Raw genomic sequence first — 16,083 nt, 5'->3', positions numbered from 1 at the left:
GGGCGGGGGTCAGGTGCGGGCCGGGGTCTTCCGGGGCGCCTCGGCGGGAGCCGGAGCGGGGGCGGGAGCCGGGGTGGCGCGGGACGGGGCCGGGGTCCTGGGCGAGGTGCGGGTCTGGGTGAGGGCCGCGCCGAGGAGGACCACGGCGGCGCCCACGGGGGTGTTCCAGGCGAGGTGCTCGCCCAGGAAGGCCACGCCCGCCGCCGTCGCGATGACCGGGATGAAGTACGTGACCATCGAGGCCGTCGTCGGGCCGACCTCCGCGACCACGCCGTACTGGAGCAGCATCGCGTAGCCGGTGCCGAGGGCGCCGAGCGCGATCACCGCGAGGAGCGGGAGGAGCTCGACGGACTCCGGGAGCGTGGTGAAGAACGGGGTGACCAGCGCCAGCTGCAGGGTGGCCACACCGACCTGGCCGGTCGCCAGGGAGAGGTGCGAGGCGCCGGTGCCGCTCAGGGTGCGGCGGACGTAGATCCAGCCGACCGCGTAGCTGAACGAGGCGAGCAGCGCCAGCGCCGTGCCCGTCACGTCCAGGCCGGAGAAGCCCTGCCAGGCGCCGAGGACCGTCAGCACGCCGATGAAACCGATGCCGAGGCCCGCCGCGCGCACCCGGGTGGGCCGGTCCTCGGAGAGCGCCACGAGCGAGAGGACCATGCCCCACAGGGGTGTCGTCGCGTTGCAGATCCCCGCCAGCGTCGACGGGATCGTCAGCTCCGCGTACGCGAAGAGCGAGAACGGCAGCGCGTTGAGCAGGAAGGCCGCCACCGTCAGGTGCCCCCAGGTCCGCGCCCCGCGCGGCAGCCGGTCCCGCTTCACCACCAGCGCCACCGCCAGCACCGCCGTGCCGAACAGCAGTCGGCCGAAGGTGACCTGGAAGGGCGCGAAGCCCTCCGTCCCGACCTTGATGAACAGGAAGCTGAAACCCCAGATCAGGGCCAGCACGCCGAAGCGGACCCGCCAGTCGAGGAGGAGCGCGCGGAGGGGGCGGCGGGCGGGGGAGGGGGACGGTCCGGGCGGGGCGGCGGAGGCGGCTGCGTGGCTCATGCACTCAGGGTGACGGCCCCGATGTCGTAGAACAAGCGAGATTCTGTCGACCCCTTCCCTTAGCATTGCTTACATGTTGAACCTGGAGCGCCTGCGCACCCTCGACGCCGTCGCGCGCCACGGCTCCGTCAGCGGCGCCGCCGACGGCCTGCACGTGACCACCTCCGCCGTCTCGCAGCAGCTGTCCAAGCTGGAGCGCGAGGTCGGCCAGCAGCTCCTCGCCAAGAACGGGCGCGGGGTGCGGCTCACCGACGCCGGCCTGCTGCTCGCCGAGCACGCGGCCCGGATCCTCTCCCACGTCCAGCTCGCCCAGGCCGACATCGAGGCCCAGCGCGGCGAGGTCGTCGGCGAGGTCCGGCTCGTCGGCTTCCCGACCGCCGCGCGCGGCCTCTTCCCCGCCGCCCTCGCCTCCCTCCGTGCCCGCCACCCCGATCTGCGGGTCCGCACCGCCGAGTTCGAGCCCGAGCAGGGGGTGCGGGCGGTGATGCGGGGCGACGCCGACCTCGCGATCGTCCTGGACTGGAGCAACCGGCGGGCGCCGGTCCCCGGAGAGCTGGAGCGGGCCCATCTGCTCGACGACTCGGCGGACGTCGCCCTGCCGGCCGGCCACCGGCTCGCCGGGCGGGACGCGGTGGACCTGGAGGACTTCGCCGACGAGGACTGGGTGTCCTGGCCGGAGGGCGAGTTCTGCCACGACTGGCTGATGTTCACCCTCCGCTCCCAGGGCATCGAGCCGCGCATCGCGCACTTCGCGGGCGAGCACCACACCCAGCTCGCGCTCGTCGCCGCCGGACTCGGCGTCTGCGTCACGCCCCGGCTCGGCCGGCCGCACCCGGACGGCGTCGTCTGCGTGCCGGTGCGCCAGCAGATGCGCCGGCACATCTACGCCACCTGGCGCACCGACGCCGGCCGCCGGCCCTCGCTGCGCGCCGTCGTCGAGGCGCTGCGGGAGGCGGGGCGGCCGCACGCGGGGTGAACGGGGTACCCGCCGGCCGCGCGAGGGGCGGCCGTGGCGCCGCGGCCGCGTGCGGGAGGGCCGTGGTGCCGCCGCTCCCGTGCGGGACGGCCGTGGCGTACGGACCGGACGGCGGGGGCCGCGGCGTCCGCGTACGGCCCGGGCGGGAGGGCCTACGCGCCGCCCAGCTTGCGGAAGTCCCAGGAGGCGATCGCGTCCGGGGTCAGCCGGAGCCAGGCGTGCCGGCCGTCGTGCGGCATGGCGTCCAGGCCGAAGTTCTTCGCGGCGAAGAGGCGTTCCACCGCGTCGAGTTCGGGGCACGGCTCGCCGGTGCGCGGCGCCTCGCCGACGAAGACGGCCGTCCCCGACAGCTCTGCCCCGCGCAGCTCGCCGTAGTCCTCGCCGTCGTCCACCAGGACGGAGAGGCGGGGATCGGCCCGCAGCTCGGCCCAGCGGCGGCTGCGGGTCAGCGAGTACAGCCAGAGCGAGGTGCCGTCCCACGCGAACCAGAGCGCGCTCACATGGGGCCGCCCGTCGGCGGACACGCTCGCGACCCGGCAGGTGCGCTGTTCGGCGAGGAAGGCGTCGAGCTCCTCCGGGGTCATCATGATCCGGCGTCCATGGCGCTGTGCGACGGTCATCGTCCGCACCCTTCTGGATTTCTGATGAGACGTCAGAAATCATGGGTGCGCGTCCACGCCGGTGCAAGGGGTACGAGCGAGGGGGAGCGATGAGCGGAAGCGGAGCGACGGGCCGAGGGGGAGCGAGGGGCCGCGCGGAGGAGCTCGGCGAGCGGCTGCGCCCGGACTCGACGGTGCTCCTCACCGTCGAGTGCCAGGAGGGGGTGGTCGGCGCGCTGAGCGCCCTGCCGGAACTCGCCGCCGTCGCCCGGAAGTCGGGCGCGCTCGCCAACGTGGCCCGGCTGGTCGACGCCGCCCACGGCGCCGGCGTCCAGGTCGTCCACGCGGTCGCCGAGCGGCGCCCCGACGGGCGCGGCTCCAGCGGCAACGCGCGCCTCTTCCATGCCGCGGCACGACTGCCTGTGCAACAGCACAGCGGCTCCACCGCGGTGCGCGTCGCGGAGCCGATCCAGGTGGCGGACGAGGACCTGGTCGTACGGCGCCTGCACGGTCTGTCCCCGCTGGCCGGGACCGATCTGGACGCCCTGCTGCGCAATCTGGGCTGCCGGACCCTCGTCGTCACCGGGGTCTCCGCGAATGTGGCCGTGCCCAACACCGTCTTCGACGCGGTGAACCTCGGCTACACGGTCGTCGTCCCCCAGGACGCGATCGCGGGCGTGCCGGCCGACTACACCCCCGTGCTGATCCGCAACACCCTCGCCCTCGTCGCCACCCTCGCGACCACCGACGACCTGCTCACCGTCTGGAAGGCGCCGCGGCGCCGGGCGCCGTCCTCCAGGTCCACGGGAACGGAGTAGGCGCCTCGCCCCACGGGCCGGAGCGCCGGGGGACGGGCGGCGCGCTCGCGCCGCCCGTCCGGACTCGTCCGCCGCGGGCCGCTCCGTCCGCGCGGTCGTCCGCCGCGGGCCGCTCCGGCCGGCGGGGTGGGGGTGCCGGGCGTGCGGGGCCGGGGCGGTCAGCCGAAGGAGATGTCCTCGCCCTTCACCTCGATCGGCTCCGGGGGGAGGGGAGCGGTCGCCGGGCCGGACGTGACGCTGCCGTCGGAGATGTCGAACCTGCTCTGGTGACAGGGGCAGACGATCACGCCGTCCTTCACCTCGCCGACCGCGCAGCCCGCGTGGGTGCACTTCGAGGAGAACGCCTTGTACTCCCCGGCCTTCGGCTGGGTGATGACGATGCCCTTGTCCGCCAGGACCTTGCCGCCGCCCACCGGGATGTCCCCGGTCTTCGCGAGCGGGCCCTGCGGCACGCCGTCCCCGCCTCCCGTGCCGGTGCCGCCCTCCGCCTCCGAGCCGCCGCAGGCGGTCAGCGCCGCCGCGGCGAGCCCCGCTCCGCCGACCGCCACCACGGTCCGCCGTGTCACTCCGCTCATGTCTGCCCCTCTCCCGTCCGTACCGCACGCGTCCGCGCCGCCGCACTCCGGCGCGTTCCTGGAGCGACCGTAGACGCAGTTCCTGTGACGTACGCCCTGTTCGCCGCAGACTCCCCCCAAGGGCCTGACAGTTCGCATTAGAGTGTCCGAACCTGGACATCCATCAGGTGAAGTGTCAAGCGCGCCGAGGATCCGGCGGGGGCCGGCGCGGCCGGAACGGAGGCGACGGGCATGCGGACGGCGTCGGGGTCGGTCCACGCGCACCACGTACGGGCCGTGGTCCTGGGCGCCCAGCGGCGCGGAGTCGCCGCCGGGCCGCTGCTCGCCCGGGCCGGACTTCCGGCCGAGCTGCTCGCCGGTCCCGCGGCCGGCGGCCCGGACCGGGTGCCCTCCCGGCAGTTCGGGCGGCTCGTACGGATGCTCTGGGCGGCCCTCGACGACGAGCTGATCGGCTTCGGCGGCGCCCCCACCAAGGTCGGGTCCTTCGCGATGATGGGGCACGTCGTCGTCCACGGCAGCCGCGACCTGCGCGAGGCCCTGCGCCGCGCCCAGACCTTCTACTCCCTCTTCCCCGGCGGGCCGGACTTCCGGCTCGTCGAACCGGCCGCGCCGGCCGGGGAGTCCGCAGGTCCCGACGAGGCGCGCCTGGAGTTCGACGTCTCCGGGTACGACGACCCGCTCCACTTCGGCGTCGAGGCCACCGTCCTCGTCGCCCACCGCTTCGCCGGGTGGCTCGTCCGCCGCCGGATCGGGCTGCGCCGCGTCGAGTTCGCCCACCCCGAGCCCCGCCACGCGGCCGAGTACGCCCTGCTGTACGGCGCCCCCTGCGTCTTCGGCGCCGGGCGCACCGCCGCCGTGTTCGACCGCGCCGACCTCGACGAGCCCGTGCTGCGGGACGCGGACGCGCTGCGTGACTTCCTCCGCCGCGCCCCCGACGGCGTGCTCGTCTGCTCGGAGTGGGGGAGCACCGCCACCGGCCGGGTGCGCCACCTCATCGGCCGGGCCCTGCCCGAGGGGCCCGTCCCCACGCCCGAGGAGCTCGCCGAACGGCTCTCGGTCAGCCCGCAGACCCTCCGCCGCCGGCTGGCCGCCGAGGGCACCACGTACCAGCGGCTGCGCGACCAGGTGCGGAGGGATCACGCCATCGCGGAGCTTGCCGCGGGCCGGGTCTCCATCGAACGGCTCTCCCGGCGGCTCGGCTTCTCCGAACCCAGCGCCTTCCACCGGGCGTTCCGCCGCTGGACCGGCGAGACGCCGCGCGCCTATCAGGTCCGCGACCGCGCAGCCCTTCCCGTACCCGCCCCCGAGGTCTTGTTGACGCGCGGTCAACAAGGCTGAGCGGTACGGTCACAGCCGCCGCCCGCTGCCCGTCCTACCGTCCCGCCATGACCGAATTCGACCGGTCCGGGGCCGTACCGCACCCCGGCCGAAGGAGCCGCCGAAGGGGCCGCCCATGAGAGCGGGCCGCGCCCTCGGTGCCGTCGCCGGAGCCAGCGCCCTGCTCGCTCTGCTCGCGGGAGTGGCCGTCACCGCCCTCGGCGTCCGGGTCGACGGGTCCAGCATGGACCCGACCCTGCGCCCGGGCGACCGGATCCTCGTCTCGCCGGGCTCGGAGGGCCGGGTGCGCCGCTTCGACGTCGTCCTGCTGCGCGGCGGCCGGCAGGACTCCCTCATGGTGAAACGGGTGATCGGCGTGCCCGGCGACCGGGTGGCGATCCTGTCGACCGGCGGGCAACCCTTCCAGGTGCTGCTCCAGGAGGGCGGCGCGGGTCCCGTCCGCCGGGTCGTCGCCCCCCAGTGGGACGACCGGGCCCGTCGCGCGGGCGCGTGCTGCACGGCGGAGGGCACCGGATCGGCGCGCGCCGCGCTGCGGACCGTACCGGAGGGCGCCTTCTTCTACCTGGGCGACAACCCCGACCTGTCCGACGACTCCCGGCAGTACGGCTGGGGCGCGATCGACCGGGTCGAGGGGCGCGTCGGGCTGCGCGCCTACCCCGTCTCGGCGGCGCCGGGCCTCGGCAACCGGCCCGTCCTGGAGGAGTACGCGGGGCCCCGGCCGCCGTAGCGGCTCAAGCGCGGGCCGTGGCGGCCGGGAGGAGCTCCGCGCCGGTGCTGAGGGCGACCCGGACCACCGTGTCCGCGATCCGGCGGGCCGACTCCTCGGGCGAGGCGGTGGCCTGGACGACATGGCTCGCCGTCAGGCGGACCGCGGTGTCGACGGCCAGCTCGCGGGCGACCGGGTCGATCGAGGGCCAGGTCTCGGCCGCGTACGTGCCGGCCATGGTCGTCGCCAGGTCGAAGGCGGCGGCCGAGCGGGTCGTGAGATAGGGGAGGAGGCCGTCCTCGCCGGCGCTCGTCAGCATCGCCCTGATCAGCGGATTCCGCCCGGCCAGCGTCAGCGTGAAGACGACGGCCGCCTCCACCGCCGCACGGAGGTCGTCCCGGTGCGCGTCCAGGCCCTGCTGGATGCCGACCAGGCAGCGCTCCAGCTCGCGGCGGAACAGGGCCTCGCCGACCGCCTCCTTGGACGGGAACTCGGAGTACAGCGTCTGCCGGCTGACGCCCACGTCACCGGCCAGGTGCGCCATCCGCAGCTTGCCGAAGCCGTGCTGCGCGACGCGGTCGAAGGCGGCGTCCAGCAGGCGTTCGCGCAGCAGTGTCCGGACCGTCTCCCTGAAGCGTGCCATCGCGCCAGCGTAGAGCAGCGCCCGGCACCGTCCCGCCCGGCGTCAGAACTGCCAAGTCTGTCCGCTCTATTGACACAACTTCTCATAGTGTCCAATTCTCGAACAGGCAGCCGCTGAGTGTCCGTCGTCCCGGTCACCGGCCCCGGACGTACGGCTGCCTCTCACCCACCCCCGCGCCTCCGCGCGGACCGACGGTTGGAGAACCCTCATGCAGAACGAGCCCAGAGGCGTCACCCGCTGGCGCAGATCGGCCTTCCTCGCCGTCCCCGCCTGCGCGGCGGTCGCGGCCATGGCCACCGCGATGGTCCAGGGCGCCCTCGCGGCGAACCTCTCCCTGACCAGCGTGCCGTTCACCCTCAGCTCCAGGACGGTCGCGGCCCCGCAGGGCATCGGCGCGGTCATGCACACCATCGACGCCGGCGGGCCCAAGGGCGCCGCGCAGGTCGGCATCGCCAAGGCCGGCCTCGACGGGATCTGCGTCCACGCCACCCAGTCGGTCGACCTGCCGGTGATCGGCAGCCTCGGCACCTGGTCGCTCAACATCTCCTCGCCCGCCGCCCAGACGCCGCTCACCAGCGACCAGCTGGTCAACGGCGCCGGTCTCCAGGCCAACAAGCTCATCCTCGACGCGCAGGCGCTCAAGGCGGCCACCGCCACCCTCAACGCCAGCGACGCCACCCCCAACGTCATCGGCGCCGCGGCCGACGGCGACGGCATCAAGGCCACCGGCATCAAGGACGGCGCCGCCGGCCAGTTCGGCCTCGACGCCACCGGTGGCCGCACCGACATCAGCAACCTGAACGCCGACGCCAACGGTGCCACGATCGCCGGAGCCATCACGCTGCCGGACCTCGCGATCGCCATCAAGCACGGCGACTCGGGCTGCTGACACCCCCTCCGCACCGCATGAGCACCACCGCACGACCCGGACCGGGACGGCGCGCCACCGCGGGGCGCGCCGCCCCGGCACCGACCGCCCGCCCCCTTCCGAACGCCCCTGCGAGGCCCTCGTGACGACCACCGACCCGCCCGCCCCCGATGCCCTTGAGCCGACCGTCGCCCACGGGACGACCGTCACCCCCGAGGCGACCGGCACCGGCGCGGCGCCGCTCTCCGCCCCGGCCCGCGCCCGCCGCTCCTTCCGCCGCTGGCGCCGCACCCGGCCGTTCTGGGCCGCGCTGTGGATCGCCCTCGGCGGCTTCGTGATCTTCTTCCTGCCGATGGCCCCGCTGGGCAGGATCCTCCAGGTCGGTGTCGGCGGCATCGCCGGCATGGCGGGCGGCGTCGTCATCATGGCGATGGCCCTGCTCGTCCTCGCCCTGCCCGGCCAGCGCCACACCGCCGGCACCATCGCCGTCATCGCCGGCGTGGCCTCCTTCCCCCTCTCCAACCTCGGCGGCCTCTTCGTCGGCATGGCCCTGTCGGTCCTCGGCGGCGCCATGGCCTTCGGCTGGCTGCCCGAGAAGCCCGCCCGGCGCCGCGGCCTCCTCCGCCGCGCCCGCGCCACCGAAGGGACCTCCGGGTCCCCCGCATCCATGGGGAGCGGCACCGCATGAACTCCTTCCTCGCAGCCCGCCGCAAGGCCGGCGGCCCGCTCGCCCGGCTCGGGGCGCGGGGCGTCCGCGCCACCGCCGACTGGAACGCCCGGATGCTCGCCGAGGCCGCCGACGGCACCCGCCGGGGCACCCGCTGGGGCCGCGGCGCCTTCGCCCTCGTCCCCTCCTGCCTCGCCATCGGCGCGCTCGGCACCGCGATCGCGCAGGGCGCCCTCGCGGCCAACTTCAGCGTCACCGGACAGCCGTTCACCCTCACCTCCAACGGCGTCTCCGGCAGCGGCTTCGGCGCCATCGTCAACACCCCCGCCGTGGGCCGCCCGGACGGCAGCACCACCACCGACACCGCCATGGCGCGCGTCGGTTTCGCCAGCGCCGGCCTGGCCGGCCTGTGCGGGATCGTCCACCAGTCGATCGCGGGCGTGCCGTACTCGCTCCTGCTCACCGGCGGCCAGAGGGTGACCGCGACCCCGCCCGCCTCCTTCACCACCGACATCGACGCCTCGAACCTGTACATCCAGGCGACCGAACTCCAGGCGTACGGCCCCACCACCCTCCAGAACGCGGTGCTCGGCCAGTCCGCCGACCAGGTCACCGTCGCCGGCAAGCCGCTCACCGGTGCCCTCCCCGGCGGCTTCGGCCTCGGCTCGGCCGGCGGCGAGGGCGGCAGCTCCATCAAGCTGCACGGCCTCAACGCCACCGCGTACGACGCCGAGATGGCGGGCGCGCTGGTGCTGCCCGACCTCCGGCTGAAGGTCGTCGCCGGAACGGCCACCACATGCTGAGCCGGGCGCGGGCGGCGCACGCCTGGTTCCGGGCCTTCCGCCGCACCCGCCCCTTCTGGGGCGCGGTGTGGCTGGTGGCCGGCGGCTGGACCGTCCTCAAGTTCTCCCTCAGCTCGGTGCAGCTCATCGTCAGCACCGGATTCGGCGGGATCGCGGGCTACCTGGTCGGAGGCGGGATGATCCTGTGCGGGCTCATCCCGCTCGCCGCGCCCCGCCAGCGCTACACCTTCGGCCTCATCGGCTGCGTCCTCGCCGTCGTCTCGCTGGTCGTCTCCAACCTCGGCGGCTTCCTCGTCGGCATGGCCCTCGGCGTCCTCGGCGGCTCGATGACGGTCGGCTGGGGCGCCAGGCGCCCCCGCGCCGCCGCCGGCCCCGCCGCCCCCGGAGCCGTACCCGAGGCGGTGGAGGCGTGACGGGCGGGACGGCGCCGGGCGGCGCGGGCGCCCGGGGGAGGCGCAAGGCGCTCGCGGTCGTGGCGGCGCTTCTGCTGGCCGTCGCCACCGCGCTCGCCTCCGGGCAGCCGAGCAACGCGGCGGGCCGGCCGGCAGCCGCCGTGGAACCGCTCGGCGTCCCGTTCCTGCCCAGCCCCCACCCGCTCCGCGTGACGATCGACAGCATGGTCGCCGTCTCGCTGACCGTCGACAAGGGCGTCACCATCCGGCTCTCCGACGGCACCACCCGGGTCACCAACAAGTACACCTTCACCAAGCTGCAGATCCGCTCGCACATGAACGTCACCCAGCGGGCCGACGGGCACACCCTCGTCATCGACGTCCCGGACGAGGGCTCGCTGGGCGGCTACGACAGCGCGGGCAAGCCGGAGACCACCACCATGTGGGGGAACATCACCAACGTCTGCGTCCGGGTCCTGTTCAAGATCTGCGGGGTCCAGGGACTGCTCGACTTCTTCGGCTCGCTCATCCCCCTGACCGCCGGAGCGGAGGACTTCGCGGGCGACATCTACGCGATCAGGACCGTCGACGACCACGCGGAGCTCAACTCCACCGACAACCCCGTCCACCTCCCCGGAACGATCACGGTGACCACGCCATGAGCCGCTCGGACCTCCGCCGGCCCGAGGGCCGCACCCACTGGCGGCGCACCCTCGCCGTCGCCGTCCCCGCCCTCCTCGCCGCCTGCGGGCTGGGCTCGGCGATGGCCACCGGGGCGCTCGCCGTCGGCCTGCGCGTCCAGGACCAGCCCGTCGACTTCACGACCAGCAGCCTCTACGGGACGCAGTACGGCGCCGCCGTCGTCGACCAGGAGGTCGTACGGTCCGACGGCACCGCCGGCAGCGTGCGGGTCCTGCGGATGGGCTTCGCCGACGGCGTCCTCAACGGCCTCTGCCTCAGCCGGCGCCAGCAGATCGGCGGAGCCACGTACACCCTGCTGCTCACCCTCGGCGACGACAACCCCGGCTCCTGGGAGATCCGCACCAGGAACACCGTCCTCGACCTCAGGAACGCCACCGGAGAGCTCGACATGGACGGCATCGTCGACCTCAACGTCAACGGCGCCGACGTCCGCACCGTCAAGGACCCCGCCGGCGCCTACGTGCCCAACCCGCTGGGCGCCCCGCAGCACCGCTTCGGCATCCAGGCCCGCTACGCCAAGTTCGACCGGATCACCGGCACCGCCCAGGACTTCCAGATCCCCGGGCTGCTCACCACCCCCCGGCTCAAGCTCTCCGTGAAGCCCGGCTCCGTCGCCTGCCCCCCACCCGCCGCTCCCGTCGGCACGCCCGGCACACCGTGAGACGCGGCGGCCTTGCCCGGGGGCGTACGGCTCCGGGATCCTGCCGGGCATGACCGCACCCGCACCGGCGGACCGGCGGGCCCGGCACCGGCCGGCCGTGTTCGCCGGGGACCGGGACGTCATCGGCCTCCTCGGCGAGGAGGAGGACGCCTGGCGGGTCGCCCCCGGCACCGAACCGGACGCCGTCCTCGACCGCTACCGGCAGGAGGCCGCGCGGGAGCTGCTCGACGGGAGGCAGTGGCTGGTCCTCGACTGAGGACGCGGGTCAGTCCAGCAGGCCGAGCAGCCAGGCGAAGAGGTCCCCCACCGCGCCGAAGGCCCACTGCGCCGCGATCACGAGCAGCACGCAGAAGCCGAGGAGGAGCACGGTGCCCCAGCCGCAGCCGTGGCCCCCGACGTCCGGTGCGTCGCCGCCGCGGCCGCCGGCCTCGAAGTCGAACAGATCCATGGACTCCCCCTGATCGCCCGCGCGGAGCCCCCCCCGGCTCCGTCCCCGTGATACCGAGACTCCGCGAGGGCCCCGCCGGTTCCCGGACCGGCGGGGCCCTCGCGGCGGGGGCTACGCGCCGTCCGGGGTGCGGCGTTCGGCCCGGAAGCCGGTCACGACCACGGTGACGAGACAGAAGGCGATCACGGTCTCGGCCCAGAGGAAGGCGACGTAGTCGATGAGGCTGCCGATCGGGGGCGCGCCCGGGGCCGTGTTGCGGAAGGCCGCGAGGGCGAAGAGCGTCGCCGCCATCCATCCGAGGGCGGGCCAGGTCAGGCCCTTCCGGCCGGTGACGAGGAACCACGCGCCGGTGAGCACCGAGACGGCCAGGGCCCACATCGCGACCATCATGAAGACGGCGAAGACGAGCACGCTGTCGGAGCGGCCGAGAGCGACGTCGAAGAGCACGGTCCCGTTCTCCTCGGCCGCGTCCACGCGCGCCGAGAAGAGCGCGTCGGCGTTGGTGAGCGTCATGCGGACGGGGACCTTCTGGCCCCCCTGGACGGCGCTGAACTCGATCGCCGCGTCGTAGGAGTCGAAGGGATAGTCGGTGATCGAGCCGCCCGTCAGGGTGACGGGCAGGTCCATGGTCGCGATGCGGCTGTGCGCGGCGAAGGACAGGTCGCCCCGGGTGGAGGTCGAGGTCTGGAGGGTCAGGTCCTCGGTGGGCGAGACGCCGCCGGCCTCGGCCAGCTCTCCCCGGGGGGTGACCAGGACACGGAGGATCAGTTCACGGCCGGCGGCGTCGACGCGCTGGACCGAGGCCCGCACGTCGACCCGGTCGGGGGCGTCGCCGCCGGCGGCGTACACGGTGTCCTGGGACTGGCGTTCGCCGAACTGGACCCAGACGCCCAGGGCGATGGCCCCGACGATCAGGAGGCAGGCGAGCGCGGCGGGCAGCAGGCCGCCGCGGGCGGGTCCGCGGCGTCGGGTGGGGGACACGCGGTCTCTCCTCGGGTCCGCGCTCAGTCGACCGGCTCGCCGGGCTGGTCGTGGGTGGCGCAGTGGATGCCGCCGCCCCCGGTGGCGATGGTGTCGATGTTCACCTGCACGACGTCCCGCTTGGGGAAGTGCTCCTGGAGGATGCCCCGGGCGCGGTCGTCGGCCTTCCGGTCGCCGAACTTGGGCATGTACACCGCGTCGTTGCCGATGTAGAAGTTCGCGTACGTCGAGAGGAAGTCGTCGCTGTAGCCGCTGATCCGGTCGGGGTCGGGCTGCGGCAGGTCGATGACCTCGAAGGGGCGGCCCTTCGCGTCGGTGGCGTCGCGCAGCACGGCGGCGGCCTGGTCCGAGGAGCGGGACCAGGAGTCGGCGGGCATGCCGGGGAAGGCCCGGTCCAGGAGGATCACGCCGGGGGCGGTGAAGCGGACCAGGCTGTCGACGTGCGCGTCGGTGATGTCCTCGCCGCGGACGCCCTTCAGCCAGATCACCTTCTCCATGCCCAGGAGCTCCTTGAGGTCGGCCTCGATCTCGGCGCGGCTCATGCCCGGGTTGCGGTTGGCGTTGACGATCGAGCTCTCGGTGACGAGGAGGGTTCCCTCGCCGTCGGTCTCGAAGGAGCCGCCCTCGGCGACGAGGGGGGCCTCCTCGCGGGGGATGCGGTACTTGGCGAGGAGCTTGCGGCCGACCTGGGCGTCGTTGTCGTGGACCTGCTTCTCGCCCCAGCCGTTGAAGTTGAAGTCGACGCCGACGACCTCGCGGCCCTCCTCGACGAAGACGGGGACGGTGTCGCGGGCCCACAGGTCGTCGACGGCGAGCGGGATGACCTCGACGTCCCTGCCGCACGCCTTCTGGGCCGCGGCCACCTGGTTCGGGCGGGCCATCATCACGACGTACTCGTACGCGGCGATGGCCCGGGCCACGCGGGCGATGTCCTGCCGTACGTAGGGCAGGTCCTCGCCCCAGACGGATTCGAGGGCGGGCCACGACATGAAGGTGCGGGCGTGGCTCTCCCACTCCGCGCCCAGGCGGCGGTCCACGTCCGTGGCGGTGCCCCGGCCGGCGGGGGAGCCGGTGGAGGCGGCGCCCGGCCGGCCGGGGTCGTCGGGACCGCACGCCGTGGAGCCGAGGGCGAGCGCGCCGATCCCGGCGAGCACCCGCAGGGCGGAGCGGCGGGAGGGGCGGAAGTCGGACATCGGGGTCTCCGATCATGTGGGGGGCGGGACCAGGTCAACAGGGTGCACGGACGGGCCCTCGGATCCCTGGCATCGCCGGGCCGGACGAGGCGGTCGTGTCGCCTCCGGGACTGTCGTGCTGCCACTCTGACACTGACTGAATATTCAGTCAAACCCTGAGGGGTGGGTCACGCGGTGTGCGGGGGTGCGGCCGCGGGGTGGCACGGGGGCCCGGCACCCTGGTGCGGCGCCGGTCTCCGCCGTCAGCGACTCAGGCGTTCGAGTTCGAGGGTGACCGCCTCCTTCACCAGCTCGCGGGCGTGGGGCAGGGGGAGCGCGCCGCTGAGCCAGCGCGTGCTGAGCCCCTCCAGGAGGCCGGTGAGCCGCTCCGCGGAGGCCGTGAGGGCGGGCGCGGGGGCGGTCGGCCGGATGCCGCCCAGGAGGTCCGCGACATCGTGGATCCAGGACAGCGTGGCCCTGGCCAGGTCGCCGCGCAACTCGGGCTCGAAGACCGCGCTGGCGCGCAGCTCGCCCCAGGCGGTGCTGTTCTCCCGGACCTCGGGGAGGTCCTGGAACTCGAGGAGCAGGGACTGCTCCAGATCCTGGCGGGGGTCGTGCGGCGCGTCGGCGCCGTCCTCGCCTGAGGTGTACCGGTCGGCCCGGTCGCTGATGAACTCCAGGGTGTGCCGGAGGACGCCGGCCCGGTCCTTGAAGTGGTAGTAGATCAGCGCGGTGGAGACCCCCGCCTCGGTGGCCAGTTCCTCCATGCGCAGCCCGCGCACTCCTCGCCGGGCGATGACCCGGGCGGCGCCTTCCAGGATGGCGCTTCGGCGGTCCGTCGTCACGTGTGTTCCCCTCCCGAGCGGTCTGAGCCACCAGTGTCGCATGTTGACTGAATCTTTAGTTAGATGCACGATGCGCCCGTTGCGTCCCTCGAACCCGCGCCCCTCGTTCCACCTCGTCGAAAGAGCCCCGCATGTCCGCTCAGCTTCCTGGTGCACAGCCCGCCCACGCGGCGCTGACGGCCGACGACCCGCGAGAGATCGGCGGCTACCGCCTCCAGGCGCGGCTGGGCTCGGGCGGCATGGGCGTCGTGTACCTGGCCCACACCCCCGGAGGCCGTCCCATCGCGCTGAAGGCGGTGCGGGAGGAGTTCGCGGGGGACCCCGAGTTCCGCCTGAGGTTCGCCCAGGAGGTGGCCAGCGCCGAGCGCATCCACGGCCTGTTCACCGCGCAGGTGGTCGCCTCGGGCGTGGACGCCCCCACCCCGTGGCTGGCCACCGCCTACGTCCCCGGCCCCTCGCTGCACGAGGTGGTGCGGCGGCACGGCCCCCTCCCGGTGCGTACGGTCCTCATGCTGCTCGCCGGGATCGCCGAGGCGCTGGAGGCGATCCACCGGGCCGGTGTCGTCCACCGCGACCTCAAGCCCGCCAACGTGCTGATCGCGGAGGACGGCCCCCGGGTCATCGACTTCGGCATCGCGCGGGCCGCCGACGCCGTCGCGCTGACCGGGACGGGGCTGCGGATCGGCACGGCCGCGTTCATGGCCCCCGAGCAGGCGCTGGGCGGCCCGGTGTCGCCGGCCACCGACGTCTTCGCGCTCGGCGCCCTGGTCACGTACGTGGTCGGCGGCGAGGCGCCCTTCGGGGCGGGGCCGGAGTCGGCGGCGCTGTACCGGGTGGTCCACGAGGAGCCGGACCTCTCCCGCGTGCCGCAGGACCTGCGCGACCTGACGGCCTGGTGCCTGGCCAAGCGGCCCGAGGACCGGCCGGCGCCGGCGGACCTGATCGCGGCCGTCCGCGCCCACCCCCTGGTGGGGTCCAGACCCGAGTTCGGGGAGGGCTGGCTGCCGTGGTCGATCAGCAGCGAGGTGGCGGGCCGGACGGCGCACCCCGCGCCCGCGTGGCCCACGGCGGCCCCGGTGCACGCGCAGCCCACGCTCGCGGCGGCGCCTCCGGGGACGCTTCCGGCGTCGCCGGCTCCGGCCGCCGCTGCTCCAGGGGGATCCGGCGTACGGCCTCCGGGCGCCGTGGCGGCTCCCCGGGCGCCGGAGGATCCGCGGGTGCGGGACGGTGGCGGGCGCTCCGGCCCGCCCTCCTCGCGGCGGGCCCGACGGGGCCGGCGGCGTCCGGTGGCGGGGGCCCTCGCCGCGTGCGCGGTCGCCGGGGCGGTCGTCGGCGGGGTGTACCTCCTCGGCCCGTCGTCCGGTTCCGGCCCGGCCTCCCCGGCCTCCTATGTCCGGGTCGGCCAGGAGGTCACGCTGACCGCCCCGGACGACAGCTACGAGTTCGACCTGAGGGACCGCAAGGTCGTGCCCACGGACACGGCGGGCTGGTACCTGGCGCGGGACCGGTCGGAGTTCGTCCTGCCCGAGGACAGCGACGCCTTCGTCGCCGAGGGGGGTGAGCTGGGCCCCGCCGACTGCGTGCGGGGCGTCGACACGGAGCCGGTCACCCGGATCGCCTTCGCCGATCTGGCCGACGAGCGGCCCTTCTGCATCCGCGGCGCGGACGGCCGGGACCTCGTCGTCGTGTGGCTGCTGGAGGCCGGGGCCGGCGGCGGACCGGTCACGGCGGTCTTCGAGCACTACCGCCGGGAGTAGCCGGACGGTTCCTCGCGGACAGTCCCGACGAGATCATTGACTGAATTTTCAGTCTGTTGAACGATGGGTGTGCCCCTCCTCCCCTCCC

20 protein-coding genes are annotated in these 16,083 nt (G+C 74.6%); 12 read left to right on the top strand and 8 right to left on the bottom strand.

Features of this window, described 5'->3' with window-relative positions:
- Positions 1 to 9 precede the first annotated feature (9 nt).
- The gene (locus ACFVU3_RS35740) at positions 10 to 1,044 is read right to left on the bottom strand and encodes a DMT family transporter (protein ID WP_390072949.1); all 1,035 of its coding nucleotides are present in this window, start codon (positions 1,042 to 1,044) and stop codon (positions 10 to 12) included.
- 73 nt (positions 1,045 to 1,117) lie between these two features.
- On the opposite strand from ACFVU3_RS35740, the gene ACFVU3_RS35735 reads away from it, so the two are divergent.
- A complete protein-coding gene (locus ACFVU3_RS35735) occupies positions 1,118 to 2,020 on the top strand; it encodes a LysR substrate-binding domain-containing protein (RefSeq protein ID WP_390072948.1) in 903 nt (300 codons plus the stop codon).
- A gap of 152 nt (positions 2,021 to 2,172) precedes the next feature.
- On the opposite strand, the gene ACFVU3_RS35730 is transcribed toward ACFVU3_RS35735, so the two are convergent.
- The gene (locus ACFVU3_RS35730) at positions 2,173 to 2,640 is read right to left on the bottom strand and encodes a pyridoxamine 5'-phosphate oxidase family protein (protein ID WP_390072947.1); all 468 of its coding nucleotides are present in this window, start codon (positions 2,638 to 2,640) and stop codon (positions 2,173 to 2,175) included.
- An 89-nt stretch (positions 2,641 to 2,729) separates the two neighbouring features.
- Here ACFVU3_RS35730 and ACFVU3_RS35725 point away from each other — a divergent pair, with 89 nt between their 5' ends.
- Complete coding sequence (locus tag ACFVU3_RS35725; RefSeq protein ID WP_390072946.1) at positions 2,730 to 3,437, top strand: cysteine hydrolase; 708 nt, start codon at positions 2,730 to 2,732, stop codon at positions 3,435 to 3,437.
- A gap of 158 nt (positions 3,438 to 3,595) precedes the next feature.
- Here ACFVU3_RS35725 and ACFVU3_RS35720 read toward each other — a convergent pair whose 3' ends face one another.
- Positions 3,596 to 4,012: a Rieske (2Fe-2S) protein gene (locus ACFVU3_RS35720; RefSeq protein ID WP_390072945.1), complete on the bottom strand. Its 417-nt coding sequence runs from the start codon at positions 4,010 to 4,012 to the stop codon at positions 3,596 to 3,598.
- 231 nt (positions 4,013 to 4,243) lie between these two features.
- Here ACFVU3_RS35720 and ACFVU3_RS35715 point away from each other — a divergent pair, with 231 nt between their 5' ends.
- Both ACFVU3_RS35715 and lepB read left to right on the top strand, forming a co-directional pair.
- Entirely contained in the window at positions 4,244 to 5,350 is a 1,107-nt protein-coding gene (locus tag ACFVU3_RS35715; RefSeq protein ID WP_390072944.1) for an AraC family transcriptional regulator, read from the top strand.
- Between the two features lie 115 nt (positions 5,351 to 5,465).
- Entirely contained in the window at positions 5,466 to 6,077 is a 612-nt protein-coding gene (gene lepB / locus ACFVU3_RS35710; protein ID WP_390072943.1) for a signal peptidase I, read from the top strand.
- A 4-nt stretch (positions 6,078 to 6,081) separates the two neighbouring features.
- Here the strand turns inward: lepB and ACFVU3_RS35705 are convergent, their stop codons facing one another.
- Positions 6,082 to 6,699 carry a TetR/AcrR family transcriptional regulator gene (locus tag ACFVU3_RS35705; RefSeq protein WP_390072942.1) on the bottom strand — a complete coding sequence of 206 codons (618 nt, stop codon included), beginning with the start codon at positions 6,697 to 6,699 and terminating at the stop codon, positions 6,082 to 6,084.
- A 208-nt stretch (positions 6,700 to 6,907) separates the two neighbouring features.
- On the opposite strand from ACFVU3_RS35705, the gene ACFVU3_RS35700 reads away from it, so the two are divergent.
- The 7 genes from ACFVU3_RS35700 to ACFVU3_RS35670 all read left to right on the top strand — a co-directional run bounded on the left by ACFVU3_RS35700 (position 6,908) and on the right by ACFVU3_RS35670 (position 11,048).
- A complete protein-coding gene (locus ACFVU3_RS35700) occupies positions 6,908 to 7,588 on the top strand; it encodes a DUF6230 family protein (RefSeq protein WP_390072941.1) in 681 nt (226 codons plus the stop codon).
- A gap of 121 nt (positions 7,589 to 7,709) precedes the next feature.
- Positions 7,710 to 8,255, top strand: coding sequence for a DUF6114 domain-containing protein (locus ACFVU3_RS35695; protein ID WP_390072940.1), 546 nt, complete (start codon positions 7,710 to 7,712; stop codon positions 8,253 to 8,255).
- Positions 8,252 to 9,037 (top strand): DUF6230 family protein, encoded by a 786-nt coding sequence (locus tag ACFVU3_RS35690; protein ID WP_390072939.1) that lies wholly within the window; start codon positions 8,252 to 8,254, stop codon positions 9,035 to 9,037. Before ACFVU3_RS35695 ends, ACFVU3_RS35690 begins: the two co-directional genes overlap by 4 nt.
- Positions 9,031 to 9,450, top strand: a complete 420-nt coding sequence (locus tag ACFVU3_RS35685) for a DUF6114 domain-containing protein (protein WP_390072938.1) — start codon at positions 9,031 to 9,033, stop codon at positions 9,448 to 9,450. Before ACFVU3_RS35690 ends, ACFVU3_RS35685 begins: the two co-directional genes overlap by 7 nt.
- Complete coding sequence (locus ACFVU3_RS35680; protein WP_390072937.1) at positions 9,447 to 10,091, top strand: hypothetical protein; 645 nt, start codon at positions 9,447 to 9,449, stop codon at positions 10,089 to 10,091. Before ACFVU3_RS35685 ends, ACFVU3_RS35680 begins: the two co-directional genes overlap by 4 nt.
- Positions 10,088 to 10,792, top strand: a complete 705-nt coding sequence (locus ACFVU3_RS35675; RefSeq protein ID WP_390072936.1) for a DUF6230 family protein — start codon at positions 10,088 to 10,090, stop codon at positions 10,790 to 10,792. Before ACFVU3_RS35680 ends, ACFVU3_RS35675 begins: the two co-directional genes overlap by 4 nt.
- Before the next feature lie 49 nt (positions 10,793 to 10,841).
- The gene (locus tag ACFVU3_RS35670) at positions 10,842 to 11,048 is read left to right on the top strand and encodes a hypothetical protein (protein WP_390072935.1); all 207 of its coding nucleotides are present in this window, start codon (positions 10,842 to 10,844) and stop codon (positions 11,046 to 11,048) included.
- Between the two features lie 9 nt (positions 11,049 to 11,057).
- On the opposite strand, the gene ACFVU3_RS35665 is transcribed toward ACFVU3_RS35670, so the two are convergent.
- The 4 genes from ACFVU3_RS35665 to ACFVU3_RS35650 all read right to left on the bottom strand — a co-directional run bounded on the left by ACFVU3_RS35665 (position 11,058) and on the right by ACFVU3_RS35650 (position 14,280).
- Positions 11,058 to 11,240 carry a hypothetical protein gene (locus ACFVU3_RS35665; protein WP_390072934.1) on the bottom strand — a complete coding sequence of 61 codons (183 nt, stop codon included), beginning with the start codon at positions 11,238 to 11,240 and terminating at the stop codon, positions 11,058 to 11,060.
- 111 nt (positions 11,241 to 11,351) lie between these two features.
- Positions 11,352 to 12,221, bottom strand: coding sequence for a DUF4436 domain-containing protein (locus ACFVU3_RS35660; RefSeq protein ID WP_390072933.1), 870 nt, complete (start codon positions 12,219 to 12,221; stop codon positions 11,352 to 11,354).
- Positions 12,222 to 12,244: 23 nt separating this feature from the next.
- Positions 12,245 to 13,414, bottom strand: coding sequence for an agmatine/peptidylarginine deiminase (locus ACFVU3_RS35655; protein WP_390072932.1), 1,170 nt, complete (start codon positions 13,412 to 13,414; stop codon positions 12,245 to 12,247).
- 242 nt (positions 13,415 to 13,656) lie between these two features.
- Positions 13,657 to 14,280: a TetR/AcrR family transcriptional regulator gene (locus ACFVU3_RS35650; protein ID WP_390072931.1), complete on the bottom strand. Its 624-nt coding sequence runs from the start codon at positions 14,278 to 14,280 to the stop codon at positions 13,657 to 13,659.
- Between the two features lie 89 nt (positions 14,281 to 14,369).
- Here ACFVU3_RS35650 and ACFVU3_RS35645 point away from each other — a divergent pair, with 89 nt between their 5' ends.
- A complete protein-coding gene (locus tag ACFVU3_RS35645; protein WP_390072930.1) occupies positions 14,370 to 15,995 on the top strand; it encodes a serine/threonine-protein kinase in 1,626 nt (541 codons plus the stop codon).
- Positions 15,996 to 16,083: the final 88 nt, after the last annotated feature.

It is taken from the genome of Streptomyces sp. NPDC058052, assembly GCF_042885515.1.
Taxonomy (GTDB): Bacteria; Actinomycetota; Actinomycetes; order Streptomycetales; family Streptomycetaceae; genus Streptomyces.
This window is presented reverse-complemented; position numbering and strand designations above follow the sequence as displayed.

Coding starts and splice junctions, on each gene's coding strand:
- ACFVU3_RS35740 (WP_390072949.1), bottom strand. CDS start 1,044: ATGAGCCACGCAGCCGCCTCCGCCGCCCCGCCCGGACCGTCCCCCTCC.
- ACFVU3_RS35735 (WP_390072948.1), top strand. CDS start 1,118: ATGTTGAACCTGGAGCGCCTGCGCACCCTCGACGCCGTCGCGCGCCAC.
- ACFVU3_RS35730 (WP_390072947.1), bottom strand. CDS start 2,640: ATGACCGTCGCACAGCGCCATGGACGCCGGATCATGATGACCCCGGAG.
- ACFVU3_RS35725 (WP_390072946.1), top strand. CDS start 2,730: ATGAGCGGAAGCGGAGCGACGGGCCGAGGGGGAGCGAGGGGCCGCGCG.
- ACFVU3_RS35720 (WP_390072945.1), bottom strand. CDS start 4,012: ATGAGCGGAGTGACACGGCGGACCGTGGTGGCGGTCGGCGGAGCGGGG.
- ACFVU3_RS35715 (WP_390072944.1), top strand. CDS start 4,244: ATGCGGACGGCGTCGGGGTCGGTCCACGCGCACCACGTACGGGCCGTG.
- lepB (WP_390072943.1), top strand. CDS start 5,466: ATGAGAGCGGGCCGCGCCCTCGGTGCCGTCGCCGGAGCCAGCGCCCTG.
- ACFVU3_RS35705 (WP_390072942.1), bottom strand. CDS start 6,699: ATGGCACGCTTCAGGGAGACGGTCCGGACACTGCTGCGCGAACGCCTG.
- ACFVU3_RS35700 (WP_390072941.1), top strand. CDS start 6,908: ATGCAGAACGAGCCCAGAGGCGTCACCCGCTGGCGCAGATCGGCCTTC.
- ACFVU3_RS35690 (WP_390072939.1), top strand. CDS start 8,252: ATGAACTCCTTCCTCGCAGCCCGCCGCAAGGCCGGCGGCCCGCTCGCC.
- ACFVU3_RS35685 (WP_390072938.1), top strand. CDS start 9,031: ATGCTGAGCCGGGCGCGGGCGGCGCACGCCTGGTTCCGGGCCTTCCGC.
- ACFVU3_RS35675 (WP_390072936.1), top strand. CDS start 10,088: ATGAGCCGCTCGGACCTCCGCCGGCCCGAGGGCCGCACCCACTGGCGG.
- ACFVU3_RS35670 (WP_390072935.1), top strand. CDS start 10,842: ATGACCGCACCCGCACCGGCGGACCGGCGGGCCCGGCACCGGCCGGCC.
- ACFVU3_RS35665 (WP_390072934.1), bottom strand. CDS start 11,240: ATGGATCTGTTCGACTTCGAGGCCGGCGGCCGCGGCGGCGACGCACCG.
- ACFVU3_RS35655 (WP_390072932.1), bottom strand. CDS start 13,414: ATGTCCGACTTCCGCCCCTCCCGCCGCTCCGCCCTGCGGGTGCTCGCC.
- ACFVU3_RS35650 (WP_390072931.1), bottom strand. CDS start 14,280: ATGCGACACTGGTGGCTCAGACCGCTCGGGAGGGGAACACACGTGACG.
- ACFVU3_RS35645 (WP_390072930.1), top strand. CDS start 14,370: ATGTCCGCTCAGCTTCCTGGTGCACAGCCCGCCCACGCGGCGCTGACG.